Source organism: Micromonospora sp. IBHARD003 (genome assembly GCF_056106285.1).
In genome coordinates, this window is the sequence record NZ_JBWBBX010000001.1 from 1,441,837 (window position 1) to 1,466,100 (window position 24,264).

The 24,264-nt window shown below is 69.8% G+C and carries 22 protein-coding genes; 3 read left to right on the plus strand and 19 right to left on the minus strand.

Annotation, left to right across the window (positions count from 1 at the left end; translation table 11 throughout):
* Positions 1-356 precede the first annotated feature (356 nt).
* The 15 genes from ACTWOL_RS06315 to pgsA all read right to left on the minus strand — a co-directional run bounded on the left by ACTWOL_RS06315 (position 357) and on the right by pgsA (position 14,251).
* On the minus strand, positions 357-743 hold the full coding sequence (locus ACTWOL_RS06315) for a hypothetical protein (RefSeq protein WP_474295186.1): 387 nt from the start codon (positions 741-743) through the stop codon (positions 357-359).
* A gap of 212 nt (positions 744-955) precedes the next feature.
* Positions 956-1,498, minus strand: a complete 543-nt coding sequence (locus ACTWOL_RS06320; protein ID WP_474295188.1) for an adenine phosphoribosyltransferase — start codon at positions 1,496-1,498, stop codon at positions 956-958.
* Entirely contained in the window at positions 1,495-2,613 is a 1,119-nt protein-coding gene (secF, locus tag ACTWOL_RS06325; RefSeq protein ID WP_474295190.1) for a protein translocase subunit SecF, read from the minus strand. The genes ACTWOL_RS06320 and secF overlap by 4 nt, the downstream gene beginning before the upstream one ends.
* A gap of 1 nt (position 2,614) precedes the next feature.
* Complete coding sequence (gene secD, locus ACTWOL_RS06330) at positions 2,615-4,399, minus strand: protein translocase subunit SecD (protein WP_474295192.1); 1,785 nt, start codon at positions 4,397-4,399, stop codon at positions 2,615-2,617.
* Between the two features lie 147 nt (positions 4,400-4,546).
* On the minus strand, positions 4,547-5,035 hold the full coding sequence (gene yajC, locus ACTWOL_RS06335) for a preprotein translocase subunit YajC (protein ID WP_474295194.1): 489 nt from the start codon (positions 5,033-5,035) through the stop codon (positions 4,547-4,549).
* Positions 5,036-5,200: 165 nt separating this feature from the next.
* Positions 5,201-6,271: a Holliday junction branch migration DNA helicase RuvB gene (ruvB, locus tag ACTWOL_RS06340; protein ID WP_474295196.1), complete on the minus strand. Its 1,071-nt coding sequence runs from the start codon at positions 6,269-6,271 to the stop codon at positions 5,201-5,203.
* A 19-nt stretch (positions 6,272-6,290) separates the two neighbouring features.
* Positions 6,291-6,902, minus strand: a complete 612-nt coding sequence (gene ruvA, locus ACTWOL_RS06345; protein WP_474295198.1) for a Holliday junction branch migration protein RuvA — start codon at positions 6,900-6,902, stop codon at positions 6,291-6,293.
* Positions 6,899-7,432, minus strand: coding sequence for a crossover junction endodeoxyribonuclease RuvC (ruvC, locus tag ACTWOL_RS06350; RefSeq protein WP_474295200.1), 534 nt, complete (start codon positions 7,430-7,432; stop codon positions 6,899-6,901). Before ruvC ends, ruvA begins: the two co-directional genes overlap by 4 nt.
* Before the next feature lie 151 nt (positions 7,433-7,583).
* Positions 7,584-8,336, minus strand: coding sequence for a YebC/PmpR family DNA-binding transcriptional regulator (locus tag ACTWOL_RS06355; protein ID WP_474295202.1), 753 nt, complete (start codon positions 8,334-8,336; stop codon positions 7,584-7,586).
* Between the two features lie 63 nt (positions 8,337-8,399).
* Positions 8,400-8,990, minus strand: a complete 591-nt coding sequence (gene pdxT / locus ACTWOL_RS06360; protein ID WP_474301098.1) for a pyridoxal 5'-phosphate synthase glutaminase subunit PdxT — start codon at positions 8,988-8,990, stop codon at positions 8,400-8,402.
* A gap of 24 nt (positions 8,991-9,014) precedes the next feature.
* Positions 9,015-9,941, minus strand: a complete 927-nt coding sequence (gene pdxS / locus ACTWOL_RS06365; RefSeq protein ID WP_474295204.1) for a pyridoxal 5'-phosphate synthase lyase subunit PdxS — start codon at positions 9,939-9,941, stop codon at positions 9,015-9,017.
* Positions 9,942-10,054: 113 nt separating this feature from the next.
* Entirely contained in the window at positions 10,055-10,597 is a 543-nt protein-coding gene (locus ACTWOL_RS06370; RefSeq protein WP_474295206.1) for a LemA family protein, read from the minus strand.
* Between the two features lie 860 nt (positions 10,598-11,457).
* Positions 11,458-12,669: a glycosyltransferase family 4 protein gene (locus ACTWOL_RS06375; RefSeq protein ID WP_474295208.1), complete on the minus strand. Its 1,212-nt coding sequence runs from the start codon at positions 12,667-12,669 to the stop codon at positions 11,458-11,460.
* Positions 12,666-13,589 (minus strand): phosphatidylinositol mannoside acyltransferase, encoded by a 924-nt coding sequence (locus ACTWOL_RS06380; RefSeq protein ID WP_474295210.1) that lies wholly within the window; start codon positions 13,587-13,589, stop codon positions 12,666-12,668. Before ACTWOL_RS06380 ends, ACTWOL_RS06375 begins: the two co-directional genes overlap by 4 nt.
* Positions 13,586-14,251 carry a phosphatidylinositol phosphate synthase gene (pgsA, locus tag ACTWOL_RS06385; RefSeq protein WP_474295212.1) on the minus strand — a complete coding sequence of 222 codons (666 nt, stop codon included), beginning with the start codon at positions 14,249-14,251 and terminating at the stop codon, positions 13,586-13,588. The genes ACTWOL_RS06380 and pgsA overlap by 4 nt, the downstream gene beginning before the upstream one ends.
* Positions 14,252-14,511: 260 nt before the next feature.
* On the opposite strand from pgsA, the gene ACTWOL_RS06390 reads away from it, so the two are divergent.
* Together ACTWOL_RS06390 and ACTWOL_RS06395 are read left to right on the plus strand one after the other, a co-directional pair.
* Positions 14,512-16,716: an elongation factor G-like protein EF-G2 gene (locus ACTWOL_RS06390; protein ID WP_474295214.1), complete on the plus strand. Its 2,205-nt coding sequence runs from the start codon at positions 14,512-14,514 to the stop codon at positions 16,714-16,716.
* 171 nt (positions 16,717-16,887) lie between these two features.
* Complete coding sequence (locus tag ACTWOL_RS06395) at positions 16,888-18,546, plus strand: hypothetical protein (protein WP_474295216.1); 1,659 nt, start codon at positions 16,888-16,890, stop codon at positions 18,544-18,546.
* Between the two features lie 300 nt (positions 18,547-18,846).
* On the opposite strand, the gene ACTWOL_RS06400 is transcribed toward ACTWOL_RS06395, so the two are convergent.
* Positions 18,847-19,395, minus strand: coding sequence for an HIT family protein (locus ACTWOL_RS06400; protein ID WP_474295217.1), 549 nt, complete (start codon positions 19,393-19,395; stop codon positions 18,847-18,849).
* Between the two features lie 79 nt (positions 19,396-19,474).
* Here ACTWOL_RS06400 and ACTWOL_RS06405 point away from each other — a divergent pair, with 79 nt between their 5' ends.
* Positions 19,475-20,167: a potassium channel family protein gene (locus tag ACTWOL_RS06405; RefSeq protein WP_474295219.1), complete on the plus strand. Its 693-nt coding sequence runs from the start codon at positions 19,475-19,477 to the stop codon at positions 20,165-20,167.
* Positions 20,168-20,203: 36 nt separating this feature from the next.
* Here ACTWOL_RS06405 and thrS read toward each other — a convergent pair whose 3' ends face one another.
* The 3 genes from thrS to ACTWOL_RS06420 all read right to left on the minus strand — a co-directional run bounded on the left by thrS (position 20,204) and on the right by ACTWOL_RS06420 (position 24,170).
* Entirely contained in the window at positions 20,204-22,180 is a 1,977-nt protein-coding gene (gene thrS, locus ACTWOL_RS06410; protein WP_474295220.1) for a threonine--tRNA ligase, read from the minus strand.
* Between the two features lie 158 nt (positions 22,181-22,338).
* Complete coding sequence (locus ACTWOL_RS06415; RefSeq protein ID WP_474295222.1) at positions 22,339-23,607, minus strand: serine/threonine-protein kinase; 1,269 nt, start codon at positions 23,605-23,607, stop codon at positions 22,339-22,341.
* Positions 23,607-24,170 carry a DUF4365 domain-containing protein gene (locus ACTWOL_RS06420; RefSeq protein ID WP_474295224.1) on the minus strand — a complete coding sequence of 188 codons (564 nt, stop codon included), beginning with the start codon at positions 24,168-24,170 and terminating at the stop codon, positions 23,607-23,609. Before ACTWOL_RS06420 ends, ACTWOL_RS06415 begins: the two co-directional genes overlap by 1 nt.
* Positions 24,171-24,264 lie beyond the last annotated feature (94 nt).

Genomic DNA, 24,264 nt, shown 5'->3' on the forward strand with positions numbered 1-24,264 from the left:
TTCTCGGCCTGCTGGTCGGGCTGCGCGGTGGCGTGCTGGGCCTCGTCTGGCAAGGGCGCTCCTCAGGCGGATCCGGGTCCCCCGGTCAGGCCCGGAAAGCCCATGGTATCGATCCCGGGCGTACACCTCGCCCGGGGACCGGGGTCTGTTCACAACGCGGAACGGGCACCCGGTGTTCCCGGATGCCCGTTCCGTGGTCCTGCTCTGCGTCTGGCTCGGCGCCGGGTCGTCACCTGAGTCCACGAGGCGGTGCCAGCAACTTCCGGCGCCTCGGTTACCTGGTGTCGATGAGTGACTCAGGGTCTCGATGGCAGACTGCGCCACATGACCTTCCAGAGGCAGGTGTCAGGAGCCCGTCACCTCCAATCGAAGAGGGCTGCGCCCTTGACTTCGATGGCCTTGAAGGAGGCAACATTCCCCCACGGAACGTTCTTGATGGATCCGGTCTTGCCACAACCCGCGTCATACCAATTGCGCTTGCCCTGGCTGTTGTACCCCAGCACCTTGATGCAGGGCGTACCCCGCACGGCCTTCCACTGATACGCCGCCTTGTAGCCCGCGTGACCGAATATGTTGCAGGTGCTGTCCTTGAGCACCGTCCACCGACCGGGCACGCCTACCGCACGCTTGTAGTCATCGCAGGTGCTGTCGACACCGACACTCGCGTCGCTCGTTCCGGTCAGTGGCGCCGCGTTCGCAGGCGCAGCGGTGACGGACAGCACCGCGACGGACACGAGAGCCATGGCACCCATAGCAATCTTGCGCGAGACTAACATTGATGTTCCTCCGTTTTTCGAAATCTTGTTCGGGCGATCGGGATCATCCTCCCAGTAACCGATCTGCGACTCAATGCCATTTGAGGAACATCTGAGGTACGTGAGGCGAGTCGGGCACATAAGGCAATTCGGGCGCCCGGAGGATCCGGGCGCCCGACCGTGTCAACTCGATCACCGTCTCAAATGGTGATCAACGCCTCCACGGGCACCATGCCGGGGAACCGTTCGAGTCGCTCGCGGCCGCCGAGGAAGCTGAGTTCCATCAAGAACGCCACGGCTGCAATCTCGGCCCCGGCTGCACGGATGAGCTCCAGTGACGCTTCGGCTGTGCCGCCGGTGGCGAGCACATCATCGATGACCATTACGCGGTCCCCCGCTGCCAGGTCCTCGCGGTGAATCTCGATCTCGGCCGTGCCGTACTCCAACTGATACGACCGGGAGAGCGTCGCTCCCGGCAGCTTTCCGGCCTTGCGCACCGGGATGAAGCCCACGCCCGCCTTGACCGCGACCGGAGCGGCCAGGATGAAGCCGCGGGCCTCAAGGCCGACGATCTTGGTCGCGCCCTGGCGTACGCACAGCTCGGCGAGCGTGTCCGTGAGCGCGGTGAACGCGTCCGGGTCCGCGAGCAGCGGAGTGATGTCCTTGAACAGCACACCCGGCTTCGGATAGTCCGGTACATCGCGGATGCGGCTCAGCAGCAGCTCGCGCGTGGCCTTCGTCATCGGCGCTTCCCCGGCGACGGACGGCCGCGGCGGCGCTCACGCTGACCCACCACAGCACGGCCTGCAGTGGCCGTCTCGTCCTCGTCGTGGGTACCGGCTTCGGCGCCCTCCGCTGCGGCGTCGTCGGCGGACTCGCCCTTGGCCGCGGCAGCGGCGCGCTTGGCGAGGACCCGCTTGCGCAGAGCCTTCATCTGCGGCTCGCGCTCCTTCAGGTCGGCGACGAGCGGCGTGGCGATGAAGATCGACGAGTAGGCACCGGCGGCGAGACCGACGAACAGCGACAGCGAGATGTCGTTGAGCATGCCCGCGCCGAGGAAGCCGCCGCCGATGAAGAGCAGACCGGCGACCGGCAGCAGCGCCACAACCGTGGTGTTGATCGAACGCACCAGGGTGCCGTTGATCGAGCGGTTGGCGATCTCGCTGTACGTCCAGCGGGTCTGCTTGGTGATGTCCTTCGTGCCTTCCTTGAGGCTGTCGAAGACGACCACCGTGTCGTAGAGCGAGTAACCGAGGATCGTCAGCAGACCGATCACGGTGCCCGGCGTGACCTCGAATCCGACGAGTGCGTACACACCGACGGTGATGGTGATGTCATGGATCAGGGCGACGAGGGCGGCGATCGCCATGCGCCACTCGAAGGCGATCGCCAGATAGATCACCACGAGGATCATGAACACGCCGAGGCCGGTCCATGCCTTGCCGGCGATCTGCTCACCCCAGCTGGGGCCGACCAGCTCCGCGTTGATGTTCGATGCGGGGATCTTCAGCTCGGTGGAGAGCTGCTTGCTCACCTTGTCGGCCTGCGCGGTGTCCAGTTCGCTGACCTGGATGCGCATCCTGCCGTCGCCGAGCTTCTGGACGATCGCCGGGTGACCCGACGCCTCCTGAGCGACTTCCTGGGCCTGTGTGACCGAGACCGAGGACACCTTCTCGGCGGTGAACACGGCACCGCCCTTGAACTCGATGCCCATGTTGAGACCCCGCACCGCAAGGCCGACGATGGCCGTGATGGTGATCAGGATCGAGATGCCGTACCAGATCTTCCGCTTGCCGATGAAGTCATAGCCGACTTCGCCGCGGTAGAGCCGGGCGCCGAGATTACCGAGTCGGGACATCTCACGCCTCCTTCGGGTCGACGGGGGCGGAGACACGACGGGTGCGGCGCAGCGGGGGCTTGGCACCCAGCCGCTTCGGGTCCAGTCCGGACCACGGGTGACCGCTCGCGAAGAACTTCTGGCGGGCGAGGATCGTCATGAACGGCTTCGTGAAGAAGAACACCACGACGACATCGAGCAGGGTGGTCAGGCCGAGCGTGAACGCAAAGCCCTGGACCTTGCCGACGGTGACGAGGAAGAGCACCGCCGCGGCGAGGAACGACACGAAGTCGGAGACCAGGATGGTGCGCCGGGCACGGGGCCAGGCCTTCTCGACGGCCGGCCGGAGCGAACGGCCGTCACGGATCTCGTCCCGGATGCGCTCGAAGTACACGATGAACGAGTCCGCGGTGATACCGATGGCGACGATGGCGCCACAGACCGCGGGCAGGTTCAGCGCGAAGCCGATGGCGGGACCGAGCAGCGACATCAGGGTGTACGTCAGGATCGCCGACACCAGAAGGCTGAGCAGGGCCACGATCGACAGACCGCGGTAGTAGACCAGAAGGTAGATCACGACCAGTGCGAGGCCGATGGCACCCGCGATCAGGCCGGCCCTGAGCTGGTCACCGCCGAGGGCGGCCGTGACAGTGGTGGCGCTCTGCTCCTTGAACGTCAGCGGGAGCGCACCGTAGCTCAGGATGTTTCCGAGGTCCTGGGCGGACTGCTGGTCGAAGCTGCCGGAAATCTCGGCACGCCCGCTGAGCGTCTCGTTGACACTCGGAGCCGAGACCACGTTGCCGTCCAGCACGATCGCGAACTGGTTCATCGGCGGCTGCTGCTGCGAGAGCTTGCTGGTGATCTTGGCGAACTTCTTGGAGCCGGCGCTGGTGAAGTCCATGTTGACGATCCAGATGCCGCGCTGCGGGTCGAGCACGCCCTGGGCGTCGTCGACATCCTTGCCGTCCACCTCGGCCGGGCCGAGGATGTACTTCTCCCACTGGCCCGCGCTGTTCTGGCCACACGCCACGATCGGGTTCTCGGGCTTGGTGCCCTCGGCGACCGTGGTTCGCTGCTTCGAGTCCAGGCAGTTCACCTCGGCGAACTTCTTCTGCAGCGCGGCGTCCGGGGTGGGCGGGGTGGGGCTGGGCGTGGCACCCGGCTTACCCGAGGGAGAACCGCTCGGCTTGGCCGAAGGAGAGCCGCTCGGATTGGGAGAGGGGGCCTTCAGCGCGTCGGTGACGGCGCGGCCCTGAGTGGTGGCGCTGGGCTTGGTGCTCGGGGTGCCGGCGGGGGCGCTCGCCTTGGGCTCGGCGTCCCCGGCCTTGGCCGACGGCTTGGCGCTGGGCTTGGTGCTCGGGGCGCCGCTCTTGGCGGGCTCGGGCGCGATCGGACCGCCGGCGGCCACGGTGAGGACCGGGCGGAAGTACAGCCGGGCGGTGGTGCCCACCTGCTTGCGGGCCTGCGCCGAGTTCGTCCCCTTGGGGATGTTGACGATGATGTTCTCGCGGCCCTGGGTCTGGACCTCCGCCTCGGAGACACCGAGACCGTTGACACGGCGCTCGATGATCCCGACCGCGGTGTTCATGTTGGTCTCGTTGACCGCGTTCGCCTTGCCGGGTTCCGGCACGGCCTGGAGCGTGATCGACGTACCGCCCGCCAGGTCGATGCCGAGGCGGGGGGTCGTCTCCCCGGACCAGAACATCCCACCGATCAGCGCGGCCATGACGATCAGGAGCATCGCCAGGGTGCGCCCTGGCTTGCCCTGACCGCCGGGCGCCCTTCGGCCCTTCTTCGGTGCTGCCACCTTCTCGATTCTCCCTGTCCAACCGCTGCGCGCCGAATGTGCGACGGAGCGGCCACGAAGTGTTGTGGGGACCTGCCCCCGCAGTGGTCGGCACGAACCGGGGACCGCAGGCTGCGCCGTCAGGCGCGCCGCGGTCCCCGGTCGCTGTTACTTCGCGTCGGTGTCGCCGTCGGACTTCTTCGCGTCGTCCTTGGCGTCCTTGGCCTCAGGCGCGGAAGCGGCGTCATCCGCCTCGTCCTTCTTGCCCAGGTCGATCTTGCCATCCCCGGCGTCGGCGGCGTCACCCTGGACGTCGGTCAGCGAGGAAGCGTCGTCCGGCACGATCGGCGTGTCGCTCTTGAGGGCGTCGTCGCCGTCACCGTGCACGAGCCGGTTGTACTCGTCGTCGTCGAGGACCGCGCCGATGGCGTTCTTGGCGAACATCAGGTGGACGCCGGGCGCGGCCTCGAGGAGGACCGTGTCGTCGCTGACCTCCTTGACGGTGGCGTAGAGGCCGCCGATCGTCCGCACGCCGGTGCCGGGCTGCATCTGGTTGCGCATCGTCGCCGCCTGCTGCTGCTTCTTCTTGGCAGAGCGGGTCATCAGGAACATGGCCCCGATGAGCACGATGAAGGGGAGGAGGGTCACGATATTCACGGGACGGAATTCCTTCGCACGACCGCGCTGGGATGCGGCCTGGTCTACGGGGGTGGGCACGCCGACCGTGACAGGTCGGCATCGGCGGAGTCTAAGCGAGTCCGCATCGATGGAACAACGCCCAGCATGGCACCGTCGTTCCCCGGCGGGCGACCGTCCGCGCCGTCACGCCCCGAACAGACCCTGCTGCCCGCCGGCGCCCTGCGGGGGTACGAGCCCCAGATGCGCCCAGGCCGCGGGGGTGGCGACGCGTCCCCGCGGAGTGCGCGCGAGGAGCCCTTCGCGTACCAGGAACGGCTCGGCGACCTCCTCGACCGTCTCGCGCTCCTCCCCCACGGCCACGGCCAGCGTGGACAGGCCGACCGGTCCGCCGCCGAACAGCTTGAGCAGCGCCCGGAGCACGGCGCGGTCGAGCCGGTCGAGACCGCGCCCGTCCACCTCGTACACCCCGAGGGCCGCCTCCGCGATGGCACGCGTGATCCGGCCGTCGGCCTTGACCTGGGCGTAGTCCCTGACCCGGCGCAGCAGCCGGTTGGCGATACGGGGCGTGCCACGGGAGCGGCCGGCGATCTCGGCGGCCCCCTCCGTGTCGATGGCCACATCGAGCAGCTGGGCGGAGCGGTGGATCACCCGCTCGAGCTCGGCCGCCCCGTAGAACTCCATGTGCGCGGTGAAGCCGAAGCGATCACGCAGCGGCGGAGGCAGCAGCCCGGCCCGGGTGGTGGCGCCGACCAGGGTGAACGGCGGGAGCTCGAGGGGGATCGCCGTGGCGCCGGGGCCCTTGCCGACGATCACGTCGACGCGGAAGTCCTCCATGGCCATGTAGAGCATCTCCTCGGCCGGCCGGGACATCCGGTGGATCTCGTCGAGGAAGAGGACCTCGCCCTCCTGCAGGGACGACAGGATGGCCGCGAGATCACCGGCGTGCTGGATGGCGGGGCCGCTGGTGATCCTGATGGGGGCGCCCATCTCCGCGGCAATGATCATGGAGAGGGTCGTCTTGCCGAGCCCCGGAGCGCCGGAGAGCAGCACGTGATCGGCGGTGGCGCCGCGTGCGAGTGCCGCCTTCAGGACCAGGTCGAGCTGTTCCCTCACCCGCTCCTGGCCGACGAACTCGTCGAGCGACTTGGGGCGCAGGGCGGCTTCGACGGCCTGGTCCTCGCCGTCGGCGGACGCGCCCACGAGCCGCGCGTCGGCGGATTCGTCGGTCGTCGGTGCGGTGTCGTCCCAGTTCACAGTGGATCGCCTCGGGGTGTCAGCGGGTGCGGTTCAGGGTCTGGAGGGCGGCCTTGAGCAGCCGGCCGATCTGCGGCGCCCCGTCCGTCTCCTCCGCGAGAGGCGTGACGGCGGTGACGGCCTCGTCGGCTTCGCGGGTCGCATAGCCGAGGCCGATCAGCGCGGCGTGGAGCTGGTCGCTCCAGGACTGGGTGACGGGGGCCCCGATCGCACGCGCCGGGGAGCCGACGGGCTCGCCGAGACGGTCCCTCAGCTCCAGGAGGAGCTTCTGTGCGCCCTTCTTGCCGATGCCCGGCACCGCGGTGAGCGCCTTCTCGTCACCGGTGGCGACCGCGCGGCGCAGCGCGTCCGGGCTGTGCACGGCGAGCATCGCCTGGGCGAGGCGCGGGCCGACGCCGCTGGCGGTCTGCAGCAGCTCGAACACCTGGCGCTCGTCGTCGTCCGCGAAGCCGTACAGCGTCAGTGAGTCCTCACGCACCACCAACGACGTTGCCAGCGTGGCCTCCTGACCGATCCTCAGCCCGGAGAGGGTGTTGGGCGTGCACTGCACGGCCATGCCGACGCCGCCGACCTCGATCACGGCCGTCGTCGGGGCGAGGGCCGCAACCGGGCCCCTCACAAAGGCGATCATGCGCTACGGCCTTTCGTCGCGTGGTGTGCGGCGACCGCCTGCTGCAGACGGTTCTGCGCGGGGGCGCGCCAGATGTGGCAGATGGCGAGCGCGAGTGCGTCGGCCGCGTCGGCCGGCTTGGGGGCCGCGTCCAGCCGCAGCAGCCGGGTCACCATGGCCCCGACCTGCGCCTTGTCGGCCCGCCCGCTGCCGGTGACGGCGGCCTTGACCTCGCTGGGGGTGTGCAGCGCTACGGGCAGCCCACGGCGGGCGGCGCAGAGCATGGCGACCGCGCTGGCCTGGGCCGTGCCCATGACCGTCCGCACATTGTGCTGGCTGAACACCCGCTCGACGGCGACCACTTCGGGCCGGTGGGCGTCCAGCCACGCTTCGATGCCCTGCTCGACGGCCACCAGGCGCTGCCCGATGTCCTCGCCGGCCGGGGTACGGACGACCCCGACACCGAGCATCGTCAGCGGACGGCCCGCGATGCCCTCCACGACACCGATGCCGCACCGGGTCAGACCCGGGTCCACCCCCAGCACTCGCACGCGCCCACCCTTTCTCGTCCCCCGGCTACCGCTGGGCGGTACCCCCCATGTTCGTTGTTCGTGCAGGCTATCGGCTCGCACCGACAACGCCCGACAACGCGACGGGCCGACGGGGGATGCGTCCCCGTCGGCCCGTCGTGCGAAAGCGGGATCAGGCGTCGACCTTCTCCATGATGTCGTCCGCGACGTCGAAGTTGGCGAAGACGTTCTGCACGTCGTCGCTGTCCTCCAGCGCGTCGATCAGCTTGAAGATCTTGCGCGCGCCTTCCTCGTCCAGCTCGACCTGCATGGTCGGGACGAAGTCGGCCTCGGCCGAGTCGTAGTCGATGCCGGCCTCCTGGAGCGCGGTGCGCACCGCGACCAGGTCGGTGGCCTCGCTGATGACCTCGAAGTTCTCACCGAGGTCGTTGACTTCCTCGGCACCGGCGTCCAGCACCGCACCCAGCACGTCGTCCTCGGACAGCTCGCCCTTGGGGAGTACGACGACGCCCTTGCGGTTGAACAGGTACGACACCGAGCCGGGGTCGGCCATCGAGCCGCCGTTGCGGGTCATGGCGACCCGCACGTCGGACGCAGCACGGTTGCGGTTGTCGGTGAGGCACTCGATGAGCACCGCGACACCGTTCGGACCGTAACCCTCGTACATGATCGTCTCGTAGTCGGCGCCACCCGCCTCGAGACCGGCACCGCGCTTGACCGCGGAGTCGATGTTCTTGTTGGGAACCGACTGCTTCTTCGCCTTCTGAATGGCGTCGAACAGCGTGGGGTTGCCCTCCACGTCGGCACCACCGGTGCGGGCCGCGACCTCGATGTTCTTGATCAGCTTCGCGAAGAGCTTGCCGCGCTTGGCGTCGATCACGGCCTTCTTGTGCTTCGTCGTGGCCCATTTAGAGTGGCCGGACATCTGCCTGTCTCCTTCGCGTAACCAATCCCTGCTGCGTTCGCCTGTGATCCTACCGGGGCGAGGTCAGTGCGCGGAGCGCACCATGTCGACGAACAGCGCGTGCACGCGGTGGTCACCGGTCAGTTCGGGGTGGAACGAGGTGGCCAGCGCGTTGCCCTGCCGTACCGCGACGATGTGCCCGCCGTGCTCGGCGAGCACCTCGGTCTCGGCGCCCACGGACTCGACCCACGGTGCGCGGATGAAGACGCCCTCTACGGGGTCGCCCTCGATGCCCTCCACCTCGACCGCGGACTCGAAGGACTCGTTCTGGCGGCCGAAGGCGTTGCGGCGCACGATCATGTCGATGCCGCCGATGGTCTCCTGGCCCGAGCGCGGGTCGAGGATCTTGTCGGCGAGCATGATCATGCCCGCGCAGGTGCCGTAGACAGGCATGCCCGCGCGTACGCGCTCACGCAGCGGCTCCATCAGTCCGAAGAGGTGGGCCAGCTTGGAGATGGTGGTGGACTCTCCACCGGGTATGACGAGACCGTCGACCTCGGCGAGTTCCTCGGGGCGCCGGACCTGCCTGGCCACGGCATCCGCCGCGGCCAGGGCGATCAGGTGCTCCCGTACGTCGCCCTGGAGGGCCAGGACACCGATCAGCGGGGGTGTCACGGAGAGGGTGCTGCTCATGGGTGCTTACCAGCCGCGGTTCGCGTAGCGCTCGGCCTCGGGGAGGGTGTCGCAGTTGATGCCGACCATGGCCTCGCCCAGGTTGCGGGAAGCGTCCGCGATGATCTTCGGGTCGTCGTAGAAGGTGGTGGCCTTCACGATGGCCGCGGCGCGCTTGGCCGGGTCGCCCGACTTGAAGATGCCGGAGCCGACGAAGACGCCCTCGGCACCGAGCTGGCGCATCAGCGCGGCGTCGGCGGGGGTGGCGACACCACCGGCGGAGAACAGCACGACCGGCAGCTTGCCGAGTTCGGCGACCTCCTTGACCAGCTCGTACGGGGCGCGCAGCTCCTTGGCGGCGGCGTACAGCTCGTTGTTGTCGAACCCGCGCAACTTGGCGATCTCGTTCTTGATCTGGCGCAGGTGACGCACGGCCTCCACGACGTTGCCGGTGCCGGCCTCGCCCTTGGAGCGGATCATGGCCGCGCCCTCGGCGATTCGGCGCAGGGCCTCGCCCAGGTTGGTGGCACCGCAGACGAACGGGGTGGTGAACGCCCACTTGTCGGAGTGGTTGACCTCGTCGGCCGGGGTCAGCACCTCGGACTCGTCGATGTAGTCGACGCCGAGGGACTGCAGCACCTGGGCCTCGACGAAGTGACCGATCCGGGACTTGGCCATGACCGGGATGGAGACGGCGTCGATGATGCCCTCGATCATGTCGGGGTCCGACATCCGCGCCACGCCGCCGTCCTTGCGGATGTCGGCCGGGACCCGCTCCAGGGCCATGACCGCGACGGCACCGGCGTCCTCGGCGATCTTCGCCTGCTCCGGGGTGACGACATCCATGATCACGCCGCCCTTGAGCTGCTCGGCCATGCCGCGCTTGACGCGGGCGGTGCCGGTCTCGGGGGACTGGGGCGTGGTGGGAAGCGTGCTGGACACGATCGACCTCATTCGGTGACGACGGGGTTGCTGCGGTAGTGCTCCGTCGAGGAAACAGGGCGGGACCAGTCCACTGCAAGGGCCAATGGTGAGGCTGTGGCTCGTTTTGCGACGAGAGCCCCGGGTCAGGCGGGGCGGTCCGCGAGCGCGACCGGGGGCTCGTCGTCCATTTCGAACGCCAGCGGAAACGGGGCGTGACCGGCGAGCCGGAACCAGCGGACCTTGCGGTGCCGGCGCAGGGCGCGGGCGGCGCGTACGGCGTCGTTGTGGAACCGGCGGGCCATGGGCACCCGGCGCACCGCCGCCGCGAGTTCGTTCGCGGCGTCGTCGCCACCAGGGGCCTCTCGCACGGCCTCGACCTGCTCCGGCTCGCCGAAGACGGCGCGCAGTGCCTGGCTGAGTTCGCTCTCGGCGACCTCGCGGTGCTCTTCGTCGGCCTGGCGGGCGGCGTGTGCGGCCTCGTACAGCACGATCGAGGAGGCCGGATCGAGCACGCCTGAGGTGGCGAGCTCCTGCGTGACCGACGCGCGCCGCAGCAATTGGGCGTCGAGCGCGGCGCGGGCGGCGTCGATCCGGGCGTGCAGCCGGTCGAGGCGGCCTGCGGTCCAGCTCAGATAGAGCCCGGTGAGGACGAGCGCGACGAGGATCCAGATCAAGGTTGCGGTCACGGGCGGCAAGGCTACCGCCGGTTGGTTCCGGCGGCGGTGGGGGCGCGGGCGCCTGTGCGGCGGCGGGGTGTGCCGGTGCCTTGGCGGCGCCCGGGGTGTCCGTCCTCAAGTGCCGGACGGGCTGGGTATGTGCCCTCTGCCGTGGGCGTGGCCGGGGTGTCCGTCCTCAAGCGCCGGACGGGCTGGGTATGTGCCCTCTGCCGTGGGCGCGGCCGGGGTGTCCGTCCTCAAGCGCCGGACGGGCTTGAAGGTGTGGCCGGTGCGTTGGGGCGGGGGTGGTGGGTGGTGGGGTGGGGCCCCTCCGGGCTCGTCCCCTTCGGGAGCGGCGGCGTCGCCGCTGTCCGCATCGAGGCGGGTGGTATGCCACCACTCCCTACGGGGCCGACCCTGCACGGCCCCACCCCGGGCCGCCTGCCGACTGCGGGAAGGGGGGACGCGGAGGGATCGTGTCCGGGACACTAGAGCTCCCCCAGACTCCGTCCGGGGGGACCCCCATTGTGTTGCGCCCCAACGAAGACGGTGACCGCACGGCACGCCGTCCAGGGCGCGAGGCCCGCAGCGGCACCCAACGCCCAGCACACGCCCCGGGCACGCCCCACACCCCAAGCCCGTCCGGCGTTTGAGGACGGACACCCCGGGTGCCGCCAAGGCCCCGGGCAAGCCCAACAACCGCACCGCAGCGCGCAGCACACGCGCTAGGGGGTTTCTGATGGATCTCCGTGGAGGAAGGAGCGGCGTCCGGTGCGTGCTCTCGGGGTGCCGGCCGGAAGCCCTCGTACTGGACGTACTTGGGCTTTCGGCCGGTGCGGCGAGAGCGCGTGCCGGGCGTCGCGACGCCACGGAGATCCATCAGAAGCCCCCTAGTCCCGCGCCAGGCCGAACCTCGCCATCAGTCCCGGACGTTCCACCGCCGCCACCGACGCCGCGCCGTCCGTCACCGTCTCGTAGACCGCGAGGATGTCCGCCCCCACCGTCGACCAGTCGAAGCGCCGCACATGCGCGCTGCCGCGCGCGCGGAGCTCCTCGCGGCGTTCCGGATCGCCCAGCAGCCGTACCGCCGCCGAGGCCAGTGCGTCGGCGTCCTCGTTGGTGAAGAGTTCGCCCGCCGCGCCCTGGTCGAGGACCTGGGCGAAGGCGTCCAGGTCCGACGCCAGCACCGGCGCGCCCGCCGACAGGGCCTCGACCAGGATGATCCCGAAGCTCTCGCCGCCGGTGTTGGGCGCGACGTACACGTCCACGCTGCGCAGCAGCCGGGCCTTGTCCTCGTCGCTCACCATGCCGAGGAACTCCACGCTCGAGCGCATCTCCGCGGGAAGCGAGGCCACGGCCTCCTCCTCGTCCCCGCGTCCCGCGACCAGGAGCCGTGTCCCGGGGCGCTCCGCGAGGATCTTCGGGAGGGCCTTCATCAGCACGGGCAGGCCCTTGCGGGGCTCGTCGATGCGGCCGATGAAGCCGATCGTGTTCCCCCTGGCTTCGCCCGAGGTACCCCCACTGGCTTCGCCGGAGGTACCCCCGCCCTGCCACTCCGCCTTGGGCTCCGCCTTGGCGAAGAAGTCCACGTCGACGCCGTTGGGGATGACGACCGCGTCGCCGCCCAGGTGCTCGACCAGCGTCCGCCGTGCGTACTCGCTGACCGCGATACGGGCGTTGATCTTCTCCAGCGCGGGCTGGAGGATCGGATACGCCGCGATCATCGCCCGTGACCGCGGGTTCGACGTGTGGAAGGTGGCGACGATCGGGCCCTGGGCCGCCCAGCAGGACAGCAGTCCGAGCGAGGGTGACGCGGGCTCGTGGATGTGGATGACGTCGAAGGTGCCGTCGTGCAGCCAGCGCCGTACCCGCGCCGCGGACAGGAAGCCGAAGTTGAGCCGGGCGACCGAGCCGTTGTAGCGCACGGGCACCGCACGGCCGGCGGAGACGACGTACGGCGGCAGCGGGGTGTCGTCGTCTGCCGGGGCGAGCACGGACACCTCGTGCCCCAGCCGGATCAGGTGCTCCGCCAGGTCCCTGATGTGGAACTGCACGCCTCCGGGCACGTCCCAGGAGTACGGGCAGACGATGCCGATCCTCATGCCCGCCGCTCCCCCGTGTCCTGTCCGCCCGCCGTGTTCTCGAGGTCCGACAGCCACAGCCGCTGCAGCATGTGCCAGTCCTCCGGGTGGTCGGCGATTCCCGTGGCGAAGGCGTCTGCAAGCGCCTGTGTCATCACCGCCGTCTTCTCTTCCCGGGTACCCGTCTCGGGCACGTCGACGGGCGGGTGGACACGGCCCTTCATCACCTCGGTGTCGTCGTACCAGAGGGTGACGGGCAGCAGCAGCGCCCCGGTCTGCTGGGCGAGCAGCGCGGGCCCGGCGGGCATCCGGGCCGTCTCGCCGAAGAACTTCACCTCGATGCCCGAGGCGGACAGATCGCGGTCGGCGACCAGGCAGACCAGGCCTCCCTCGCGCAGCCGGCGGGCGAGGGTGCCGAACGCGGAGCCGCCGACATGCGGCAGCACCTCCATGCCGAGCGACTCGCGGTAGGCGACGAACCGGTCGTAGAGGGTCTCCGGCTTGAGGCGTTCGGCGACCGTGGTGAACGGGGTGTCGAGTGCGCGGGTGACCCAGACGCCCGCGAGGTCGTAGTTGGCCATGTGGGGCAGTGCCAGCACGAGCCCCCGGTCCGAGGCGATGCCGTCGGTCAGCCGGTGAGCGTCATGGATGTGGACGCTGCGCTTGACGCGTTCCCGGTCCCAGGTGGGCAGCCGGAACGACTCCATCCAGTAGCGCATGTACGAGCGCATCCCGGCCTTGGAGAGCTCGGCGAGCCGCTCGGGCCCCGCGTCGGGGACGACCCGGGCCAGATTGGACTCCAGGCGCAGCACGCCCTTACCGCGCCGCTTCCAGACGGTGTCGGCGATGCTCCGGCCCAATCCCGTCGCGACGGGCTCGGGGAGCTTCTTGACCGCGGTCCAGCCCAGTCCGTACAGCCCGTCCGTCAGCCGTTCCTTCATGATGCCGCCCCACTCCCCTCCGGCGACGCCCCAGCGTCCGCCTCGGCCGCCTCACGGCGTACCGTCACCACCCGCTGTCCCAGGGTCACCAGCGACCCGACCGCCACGATCCACAGCGCGATCGGCAGCAGGATCTGGACGCCGGGGACGCCGAAGGCGTGGAGTCCGGCGAGACCTGCCGCGACCAGCGAGATCACCAGCCGCTCGGCACGCTCGACCAGCCCGTTCACGGCGACGGGAAGTCCGATCGACTCACCGCGTGCCTTGGTGTACGAGACGACCTGCCCGCTGGCCAGACAGAAGATGGCCACGGCACACATCACATTGTCGTCGCCCTTGCCCGCGTACCAGAGGGCGAATCCGCCGAAGATCGCCCCGTCCGCCACCCGGTCCAGCGTCGAGTCGAGGAAGGCGCCCCAGCGGCTGGAGACCCCGGCCTGGCGCGCCATGTTCCCGTCGACGAGGTCCGAGAAGACGAACAGGGTGATGACGATGGTCCCCCAGAAGAAGTCTCCGCGCGGGAAGAAGACCAGCGCGCCCACCATGACCCCGGCCGTGCCGACGAGCGTGACCGCGTCGGGGCTCACTCCCCTGCGGAGCAGAAACGCGGCGAACGGTGTGAGGACACGCGTGAAGAACGCACGCGCGTACTTGTTCAGCATGACCTTCCCGGAGGTTCGGTGGGCCGCGCGGCCCTGATGGCCACCGGTGGGCCCATCGTAGTCACGCCGTTCCCGCGCCAGCGGACTCCCCCGGTCACGTACGACGTATGGACGCACCATGAAGGGAGTGGAAAGCTCGAAAGACCACCGCGGGCATGTGCCGGAGCGCCTCCCTCGCTCCGGCCGGGGGTCTCCCCGACACGGCAGGCCCCGGGTCCGCGCCCTCACCTCACCGTGCAATCAGTCGGGAGGAACGAATCATGGGCGACAAGGCGAACGCACACCCCGGAGCCGCCGGCAGGGCTACGACGGCCGACCGGCCCTCATCGGTACGGAACGTGGTGCTGGTCGGCCACAGTGGATCGGGCAAGACGACGCTGGTCGAGGCCCTCGCGCTGACCGCCGGTGCGGTCAACAGGGCGGGCCGGGTCGAGGACGGCGGGACGATCTCGGACTACGACGAGATCGAGCACCGTCAGCAACGCTCCGTACAGCTCAGCCTCGTCCCGGTCGAATGGGGCGGGTACAAGGTCAATCTGCTGGACACCCCCGGATACGCCGACTTCGTCGGGGAACTCAGGGCCGGTCTGCGAGCCGCGGACGCGGCCCTTTTCGTTGTCTCCGCGGCCCAGGAGGCGGATGCCGTGGCGAGCTCCACCCGGATGGTGTGGGAGGAGTGCGCCGCCGTGGGCATGCCCCGGGCCATCGTGGTCACCCATCTGGACACGGCACGCACCAACTACGACGACCTCACCCGGATCTGCGGTGAGATCTTCGGGGGCGACGATCCCGACGCGGTACTGCCGCTGTATCTGCCCCTGTACGGCCCCGAGGCCGCCGATGGGCACGCCCCCGTGACGGGACTGCTCGGTCTGCTGTCCCAGCAGGTGTTCGCCTACGCGGGCGGCGAGCGTGCGGAGCAGGCTCCGGACCCGGACCAGCTGCCGCTCATCGAGGAGTCACGGAACCGGCTGATCGAGGGGATCATCGCGGAGAGCGAGGACGAGACCCTCATGGACCGCTATCTGGGCGGCGAGGGGATCGACCTCAAGACGCTGATCGACGACCTGGAGAAGGCCGTCGCCCGCGGCGTCTTCCATCCCGTGCTGTTCGCGGCTCCGGCGGCGGACGGCGGCAAGCAGGGACTGGGCACGGTGGAGCTGCTGGAGCTGATCACGGGCGGGTTCCCGACCCCGCTCGAGCGGGAGGCACCGGCGGTCACCACCCCGGAGGGCGCCCCGCGCCCCGTGGTCAGCTGCGATCCCGACGGCCCGCTGGTCGCGGAGGTGGTCAGGACCGCGTCCGACCCCTATGTCGGACGGCTGTCGCTGGTGCGGGTCTTCTCGGGGACGCTGCGCCCGGACGAGACGGTGCACGTCTCCGGGCACGGTCTGACGGACCGCGGCCACGAGGACCACGATGTCGACGAGCGGGTCGGCGCGCTGACCTCCCCGTTCGGCAAGCAGCAGCGCACGATGGGCGCGTGCATCGCCGGTGACCTCGCCTGCGTCGCCAAGCTGTCGCGTGCCGAGACGGGTGACACGCTCTCGTCGAAGGACGACCCGCTGCTGATGGAACCGTGGGCGATGCCCGACCCGTTGCTCCCGCTGGCCATCCAGGCGCACAGCAAGGCCGACGAGGACCGGCTCTCCCAGGGGCTGTCCCGGCTGGTCGCCGAGGATCCGACGATGCGCCTCGAACAGAACCAGGACACGCATCAGGTGGTGCTGTGGTGTCTCGGCGAGGCGCATATGGACGTGGCGCTGGAGCGGCTGCGCAGTCGTTACGGCGTCCAGGTCGACGTCGTTCCGCACAAGGTGTCGCTGCGGGAGACGTTCGGTGAGCCGTCGGCCGGGCGCGGCCGTCATGTGAAGCAGTCCGGTGGCCACGGCCAGTACGCGATCTGTGAGATCGAGGTCGAGCCGCTGCCCGCCGGCTCGGGCATCGAGTTCGTCGACAAGGTGGTGGGCGGTGCGGTGCCGCGCCAGTTCATCCCGTCCGTGGAGAAGGGGATCCGGGCACAGGCGGCGAAGGGCGTGGCGGCCGGCTATCCCCTGGTCGATGTGCGGGTGACACTGCTCGACGGCAAAGCCCACTCGGTCGACTCGTCCGACGCCGCCTTCCAGACCGCCGGCGCTCTGGCGCTGCGCGAGGCGGCGGCCGACGCCCGGATCCATCTGCTGGAGCCGGTGGCCGAGGTGCAGGTGATGGTGCCCGATGACTACGTCGGGCCGGTCATGAGCGATCTGTCGGGTCGCCGGGGCCGCGTGGTCGGCACCGAACAGGCGGGCCAGGGACGGACGCTCGTGCGGGCCGAGGTGCCGGAGATCGAGATCGGGCGGTACGCGGTCGATCTGCGGTCGATCTCGCACGGCACGGGCCGCTTCGACCGCTCGTACGCCCGTCATGAGGCGATGCCACCGCAGTTGGCGGGCAAGATCCGCGAACAGGCCGAGGCAGCATAGGAGTTGCGTGTGCCGCCCGTCGTACCCCCTTGCGGCGGGCGGCATTTCATGGTGGTGAGGCGGACACGGTGCGTCCTCGATACGCTGGGGTGTCCAGCTCAGAAGGTGTGCGGGGCGCGGTAGTCGGGAACAGGTCGCGGTGCGGACAGTTGCGGCGATGGGGGCGGTGCGGTGGCGGAGCAGGCATTCGATTTCTCTCCAGGGGCACAAGTCCCGTTGCAGGGTGCGGCCGGGCAGACGGCGGCGACGCATGCGCTGGCCTCGGCGGCGTACCGGGACGGCAAGCTCGAGGACATCCTGAAGGCCAACAGCGAGTGGCACGCGTCCAAGGTGACCAAGCCCAAGCTCTCGCTGTTCGAGCCGAATCTGGGCGAGGCCTTCTCACGGGCGGTGCAGGTGCGGATGCTGGGCGGCGGGCGCAAGCCGCTGATCCAGTCGTTCGGCACCGAGCCGCAGACGGTCGTGGAGCATGCGCTCGCGGCGAACGGCATCCGCAAGGAGCGGGACGCCAAACTCACCGCGATCATGGTGGTGTTCGGGCTGCTGTTCCTGCCCGGGATGCTGCTGTGGATCGGGGTGTTCCAGCTGCGCCGGATGATCGCGGGGGCGAAGGACAAGCGCACGGGAGCGCTGGGCGGTGCGCTGATGGCCGGATTCGGTCTGCTGGCGGTGATCTTCCTGCTCAAGCTGCCCTTCGACGGCTTCTGGGGGTACTACCTGCGCGGCATGATCGTCGCCCCGGTCGTCGGCTGGCTGCTCGCCAAACGGATCTGCGAGGCGACGGCCAAGGACATGCGTGCGCGCTGGGACAGCCTGCTCTCCGGCGGCGGGATCGGCGCGAAGGTCCCCGAGGCGGTGCCCGGGAACCCGAACGAGACCGCGGCCGAGCAGCTGCGCCAGGGGCTGGAGCTGCTCACGGCCGAGCAGCACGCCAACTCGGTGTTCTACGCGGGCCCCAAGGGGATACTCGGCATGGGCACCCGCTGGGGCAGCTGGCAGCTGGCGGAGGAGCTGGTCGCGAAGGAGCCCGGCAAGGAGTTCCACCAGTTCCGCAGCTGGGACGTCATCAGGGTCATCCACGACCAGCTGACGCTGCTGCAGCGCGGCCCGCTGAACTCGGGGGGCTTCCCCGCGCCTTCGGTGAAGCACTGGATCGTGGTGCCCGTCGCGGAGGACGCGGCGGAGGTGGCGAGGCCCGAGGGCCAGGACGTGGACAACAGGTACCAGGTCAGGCGTCACGAGATACAGCGCATCTGCGACCACCAGCAGTTCGGCAGCGGCAACCGCCACTATCTGGGCGTGCAGTTCACACTGTGGGACGGCCAGTTGGTGATCACGATGATGATCACCGTGACGGTGCTCTACGAGACCCTGCGCATCGAGGTGACCGGGCATGCGCTCGGCCCGGTGCACTCCCTGTTCACCAGCAAGCCCGCGCCGAAGACCGTAGAGGTCGCCAAGACCGTACGGTTCTGGGAGACCGTCACACGGACGCTGCCGCTGGTCGACACACCCGAGGTGGTGCGGCTGATGGTCCGGGCGCCCTTCACCTGGTACCCGCCACTGCTGGACTTCCTCGGCGGGAAGCTGGTCCTCCCGGAACCCTTCGGGCTCCGGCACGCCTGGGCGGACAAGCCCTGGCGGCACCGGTTCATGGCGGATGACGCGATGCGCGCGGCGACACCCGTGCTGCGGGTGACGCACGCCGCCGCGATGAGGGTGCTGGAGGAGAACGGGGTGGACACCGAGCGCTTCAGCAACCGCTCCCTGATCGTCAGCGGCATGGTGCAGGACCCGTCGCCGCGCAAGGCGGACGTGTACGACGCGTAGCAGCAGGCGTGGGAGGTCCTCGCGCCGACCAGGCACGAGGACCACCGACGATCGCGCCGGCGACCCTGCCCCGGGCCGCGGCGGTAGGGCGCCCGGGGCTGTTGCCTAGGGGGTTTCTGATGGATCTCCGTGGAGGAAGGAGCGGCGTCCGGTGCGTGCTCTCGGAGTGCCGGCTGGAAGCCCTCGTACGGGACGTACTTGCGCTTTCGGCCGGTGCGGCGAGTGGGGGTACCTCCCACGCCGTAAGGCCGTGGGGGCGTGCCGGGCGTCGCGACGCCGCGGAGATCCGTCAGAAGCCCCCTAAGCCTGCGGCCAGGCCTCCGCCAGCATCTTCCGTGTGTCGGCGAGGAGTTGGGGCAGCACCTTGGTGTGCCCGACCACCGGCATGAAGTTGGTGTCGCCGCCCCAGCGGGGCACCACGTGCTGGTGGAGATGGGCGGCGATACCCGCGCCCGCGACGGTGCCCTGGTTCATTCCGATGTTGAAGCCGTGCGCCCCGGAGGCCGTGCGCAGTGCCGTCATCGCCCGCTTGGTGAACGCGGCGAGCTCGGCGGTCTCCGCCTCGTCGAGGTCCGTGTAGTCGGCGACGTGCCGGTAGGGCACCACCATCAGATGCCCGCCGTTGTACGGGTACAGATTGAGCACCGCGTAGACGCTCTCACCGCGCGCGATGACGAGTCCGTCCTCGTCGGACTTCGAGGGGATGGAGCAGAACGGGCAGCCATCGCCGGCCCCCGGCCCGGTCGGCTTGTTCTCCCCCTGGATGTACGCCATCCGGTGGGGGGTCCACAGACGCTGGAAGGCGTCCTGGATTCCTACTCCGATCTGCTGTTCCGGCTCACTCGTCATGTGGTGCAGCATATGACTTCAACCGTACGGAGCGTGTCGCCGGGGCGGACCCGAACGGCCCCCGGGCGATGCTGGGCCGATGGACGTCGACGACACGGTCACCCCCCTCCAGCGCTGGGAGCAGCGGGTCGAGCTGCCGCTGTTCTGGGCCTCGCTGGTCTTCCTGGCGGCGTACTCGGTGCATGTACTCGCTCTGGGCGCGGACCGGGTCTGGCGGGACGTCGCCCTGGGGGTCGCCCTCCTCATGTGGTTGATCTTCGCCGCCGACTACGTGGTGCGGCTGCGTCTCAGCGGTCAGCGGCTGCACCGCTTCCTGCGGACGCACTGGCTGGACACCGTGGTCCTGGTGCTTCCGCTGCTGCGTCCCCTGCGGCTGCTCAAGGTCTACACCGTGGTGCAGCGCCGGCGGGACCAGCCGAAACTCGGTCTCCATGCGCGGGTGATCGCCTACGCGGGGACCTCCGCCCTCCTGCTCGGCTATGCCGGGGCCCTCACCGTCTACCAGGCCGAGCGGTCGGCGCCGGGGGCGACGATCACGACCTTCGGGGACGCCCTGTGGTGGGCGTCCGAGACGCTGACGACCGTCGGTTACGGGGACGTCACGCCCGTGACCCGGTGGGGGCGGCTTACCGCGGTCGGGATCATGCTGTGCGGACTTGCCCTCCTGGGCGCGGTGACGGGTTCGTTCTCGTCCTGGCTGGTCCAGGTCTTCACCAGGGAGGACGAGAAGAGGCCCCCGGAGGACGGGCGTCCTCCGGGGGCCTCTTCCTGAGCGTGCCGGACCTTCGCGGGCCGCACGGCATGCGGGTCAGAGCTGGATGCGCTCCTCCACCACCTTGGCGATCTTGGCGATGGCCTCGTCGACCGGGATGCCGTTCTCCTGCGAACCGTCGCGGTAGCGGAAGGAGACCGCGCCGTTCGCCATGTCCTCGTCGCCCGCGATGACCATGAAGGGCACCTTCTGCTTCTGGGCGTTGCGGATCTTCTTCTGCATGCGGTCCGACGAGGAGTCCACCTCGACGCGCAGTCCACGCTGCTTCGCCTTGGCGGCGAACTCCTCCAGATACGGGATGTGGGCGTCGCCGATCGGGATGCCCAGTGCCTGCACCGGCGCCAGCCACGCCGGGAACGCGCCCGCGTAGTGCTCCAGCAGCACCGCGAAGAAGCGCTCGATCGAACCGAACAGAGCGCGGTGGATCATGACCGGACGCTGCTTGGTTCCGTCGGGCCCGGTGTATTCGAGGTCGAAGCGCTCCGGCAGGTTGAAGTCGACCTGGATGGTCGACATCTGCCAGGTGCGGCCGATGGCGTCCTTGGCCTGGACGGAGATCTTCGGGCCGTAGAACGCGGCGCCGCCCGGGTCGGGGGTCAGCGGCAGGCCCTGCTTCTCCGCGGCCTTCCGCAGCACCTCGGTGGCCTCTTCCCAGACCTCGTCGGAACCGACGAACTTCTCCGGGTCCTTGGTGGACAGCTCGAGGTAGAAGTCGGTGAGGCCGTAGTCGCGCAGCAGGTCGAGCACGAAGGTCAGCAGCGAGTCGAGCTCGTCCGCCATCTGCTCCTTGGTGCAGTAGATGTGCGCGTCGTCCTGGGTGAAGCCGCGGGCCCGGGTGAGGCCGTGCACGACACCGGACTTCTCGTACCGGTACACGGTCCCGAACTCGAAGAGCCGCAGGGGCAGTTCACGGTAGGACCGGCCCCGAGCGTCGAAGATCAGGTTGTGCATCGGGCAGTTCATGGGCTTGAGGTAGTAGTCCACGCCCTCGTCGAGCTGCATGGGGGGATACATGCCCTCCGCGTACCAGTCCAGGTGGCCGCTCTTCTCGAAGAGCTTCCCCTTGGTGGCGTGCGGGGTGTAGACGAACTCGTAGTCCGCCTCCTCGTGACGGCGGCGCGAGTAGTCCTCCATGGCCCGGCGGATGATGCCGCCCTTGGGGTGGAAGACGGCGAGACCGGAACCGATCTCGTCCGGGATGGAGAAGAGATCCAGCTCAGTGCCCAACTTGCGGTGGTCGCGCTTCTCGGCCTCGGCGAGGAAGTCGAGGTGCGCCTTGAGCTCTTCCTTGGACGGCCAGGCGGTGCCGTAGATGCGCTGCAGCATCGGGTTCTTCTCGCTGCCGCGCCAGTAGGCCGCGGCGTTGCGCATCAGCTTGAACGCCGGGATGTTGCGGGTGGTGGGCAGGTGGGGACCGCGGCAGAGGTCCTTCCAGCACAGGTCACCGGTCTTGGCGTCCAGGTTGTCGTAGATGGTCAGCTCGCCGCCGCCCACCTCGACATCGGCGCCGTCGTCGCTCGATGCCGAGCCCTTGATGCCGATGAGCTCCAGCTTGTACGGCTCGTCGGCGAGCTCTTCGCGGGCGGCGTCGTCGCTGACGACGCGCCGCGAGAAGCGCTGGCCGCGCTTCTGGATCTCCTGCATCTTCTTCTCGATGGCCTTGAGATCCTCAGGGGTGAACGGCTTCTCCACGTCGAAGTCGTAGTAGAAACCGTCCTTGACCGGCGGGCCGATGCCCAGCTTGGCCTCGGGGAACAGCTCCTGCACGGCCTGCGCCATCACATGCGCGGCGGAGTGGCGCAGGATGTTGAGGCCGTCCTGGGAGGAGATCTCGACCGGCTCGACCTCCTCGCCGTCCTTGACCTCGTACGCCAGGTCCTTGAGCTCACCGGCCACCCGGGCGGCGACGACGGTGCGGTCGCCGGCGAAGAGGTCGGCAGCCGTGGTGCCCGTGGTCACCACGCGCTCTTCCCGCTCGGAATCGCGTTGGATGATCACACGGACGTCTGACACCGGTCTCTCCTGCCTGATGGGGAAGCGCGCTCACGTCGTCTTGCGCACGCAATACGCCATGCTACCGAGCCGGAGAGCCCGCCCGCGAAACGGTTACGTCCTGTCCGGGCGATCTTCGGGGACCGGCCCGCGGCGTCAGACGCATGGGCCCGGTCCTGTCAGTCGTCCCCGCCGCACGCCTCCTCGAAGTAGTCGAGGTTCTCGTGGAGCGCCTTCATCAGCCGGTCGCGTTCGGACTCGTCGACATGCACCGGCACCACACCCGTCGCGTCGCTCAGACGCCGGAAGCCGCCGCGGCTCTCGAGGCGGCCGACGACGCGGATGGGCAGGCCGACGAGATGGGCGTGCCCGGCCGTCCGGTAGGAGTCCTCGTCGAGCACCGCACGGACATGGGGGACCTCCGCGCCCGCGAGGACCCGCAGCCGCACGGTGCCCTCGCCGCGCGTGCCCGAGCGCCGCATCCGCACCACCGCTCCCGTGATGCGTACCGGTACGGATGGCTCGGCACGGAGATAGCGGGCACCGGCCTCACGCAGGGCGGGAAGGTCACCCGGGGAGAACTCGACGGGCTCGGGCCTCGCGGCACATCCTTGCGGCACTCCCGCGGCAGGTGACCAGGCCAGGGCGACCCGTGCTCCCTCGGTTCCGCGCACCAGCGCCACGACGGCCTCCGTCAGCTCCCGGCTCACCCCCGCCTGTACCGCCGTGTCGAAGGCCTCCATCCCACCGGTGGTCCGCTGGTAGTCGACGGCCTCGCGGGTGGCGTGCAGGGCGTGGTGCAGGCTGACGGCAACGGCCCGGCCGGTCGCCACCGGTACGAACGCGGTGAGTCCCCGGCCACCGGGCGCGGGGCCGACCAGAATTCCCTCGAGCGCCGCCAGCGCCTGCCTGCGGTGCCGCGCCCCGTAATACCCGGCACGTCCGCGCACCGCGAGGGCGCCGGCGAGCAGCAGCTGCCGTGCGGCCGACCGCAGCTGCTCCTGCACCGTCCAGGCCACCGCCCCGGACGGCCCCTGCGGAACGTCCCGCCACCAGCGGATCTCGTCGCTCGGCACGGACAGTCCGACGAGCACCTCCCGGGCCGAGGGTGCGGCCGACCGGGCGAGGGCCGTGAGCGCCTCGCTCAGCAGGTCCTCCGAGTCCGGGAACGCCCGGCTCTCCGGGACGAGCAGACTCGTGCCCCCGCCGGCCGGGCCCGGCGGGGTCCAGCGGGCGTACCGTCCGGCCGCTCCCCCGCGTCTGCGCCAGCCGTGCCGGTCGAGCAGGGCCCCCAGCACGACCGGATCGACCCGCGCCGGATCCGGCCCCTCGCCGCCGTACCAGGGCGCGGGCACATCGTCCGGGAGCGGCAGCGGAAGGGGGCGTGGCGGGGGCAGCGGCGGGGAACCGGTCCTCGGCGGTACCGGTTCGTCGATCGGGCGGTGCATCAGGGTCTCCCTCCCGTCCCGACCCGGGTCATGATCTCGCACAGCGCCCGGTCGTCGAAGATGCGCGAGGTCGGGATACGCACGGTGGTCCTGCGCCGGCCGGTCACCGGGTGGCCGGCCAGGTTGGTCCAGTAGCAGCAGTGCCTCAGGTCGAGCCGGTCGTGGCTGGCCCGCAGCCACTCCTCCCGGGTCCGCGGCACGATCATCACGACGAGGATCTTGTGCACGGACACCGGTGTCCGTGCCAGCTTCACCAGGTGCTCGTTGTCGAGGGTGAACGAGAACGCCGGGCCCGGCGGATGGGGCGGGACCTGGTAAGTCGCCTTGAGCTGGACCTTGATGGTCACTTCGTCGTCGACGGTGTGTCCGGGAGCGCTGTGACTCACGTGCCAGTCGATCCCGTTGTCGGGGAAGGGCTGGGACAGTGAGCACCCGGCGGCCGCCGCCACCGCGTGCAGATACCCCACCTGGAGGGTCTCCATACAGGCGGTGGTGGCGAGTGCTCCGCGCAGCGGTACGGTCCGCTCGGGCAGCGCACCCGGTTCGGGCTGCGCGAGCGCCATGGCTCCGTCTGCCTTCCGGGCTGTGCCGATCGATCTGGGCCTTGTTCGGGCTCGGTTCCCTGGATCAGGACGGGGCGTCAGCTTCCCTGCCCGT

What these genes read in the sequence shown, in the direction of transcription:
- ACTWOL_RS06315 (WP_474295186.1), bottom strand. Translation starts at nt 743, where the DNA reads ATGGCTCTCGTGTCCGTCGCGGTGCTGTCCGTCACCGCTGCGCCTGCG.
- ACTWOL_RS06320 (WP_474295188.1), bottom strand. Translation starts at nt 1,498, where the DNA reads ATGACGAAGGCCACGCGCGAGCTGCTGCTGAGCCGCATCCGCGATGTA.
- secF (WP_474295190.1), bottom strand. Translation starts at nt 2,613, where the DNA reads ATGTCCCGACTCGGTAATCTCGGCGCCCGGCTCTACCGCGGCGAAGTC.
- ruvA (WP_474295198.1), bottom strand. Translation starts at nt 6,902, where the DNA reads ATGATCGCCTTTGTGAGGGGCCCGGTTGCGGCCCTCGCCCCGACGACG.
- ACTWOL_RS06355 (WP_474295202.1), bottom strand. Translation starts at nt 8,336, where the DNA reads ATGTCCGGCCACTCTAAATGGGCCACGACGAAGCACAAGAAGGCCGTG.
- pdxS (WP_474295204.1), bottom strand. Translation starts at nt 9,941, where the DNA reads ATGAGGTCGATCGTGTCCAGCACGCTTCCCACCACGCCCCAGTCCCCC.
- ACTWOL_RS06375 (WP_474295208.1), bottom strand. Translation starts at nt 12,669, where the DNA reads ATGAGGATCGGCATCGTCTGCCCGTACTCCTGGGACGTGCCCGGAGGC.
- ACTWOL_RS06380 (WP_474295210.1), bottom strand. Translation starts at nt 13,589, where the DNA reads ATGAAGGAACGGCTGACGGACGGGCTGTACGGACTGGGCTGGACCGCG.
- pgsA (WP_474295212.1), bottom strand. Translation starts at nt 14,251, where the DNA reads ATGCTGAACAAGTACGCGCGTGCGTTCTTCACGCGTGTCCTCACACCG.
- ACTWOL_RS06390 (WP_474295214.1), top strand. Translation starts at nt 14,512, where the DNA reads ATGGGCGACAAGGCGAACGCACACCCCGGAGCCGCCGGCAGGGCTACG.
- ACTWOL_RS06400 (WP_474295217.1), bottom strand. Translation starts at nt 19,395, where the DNA reads ATGACGAGTGAGCCGGAACAGCAGATCGGAGTAGGAATCCAGGACGCC.
- ACTWOL_RS06405 (WP_474295219.1), top strand. Translation starts at nt 19,475, where the DNA reads ATGGACGTCGACGACACGGTCACCCCCCTCCAGCGCTGGGAGCAGCGG.
- ACTWOL_RS06415 (WP_474295222.1), bottom strand. Translation starts at nt 23,607, where the DNA reads ATGCACCGCCCGATCGACGAACCGGTACCGCCGAGGACCGGTTCCCCG.
- ACTWOL_RS06420 (WP_474295224.1), bottom strand. Translation starts at nt 24,170, where the DNA reads ATGGCGCTCGCGCAGCCCGAACCGGGTGCGCTGCCCGAGCGGACCGTA.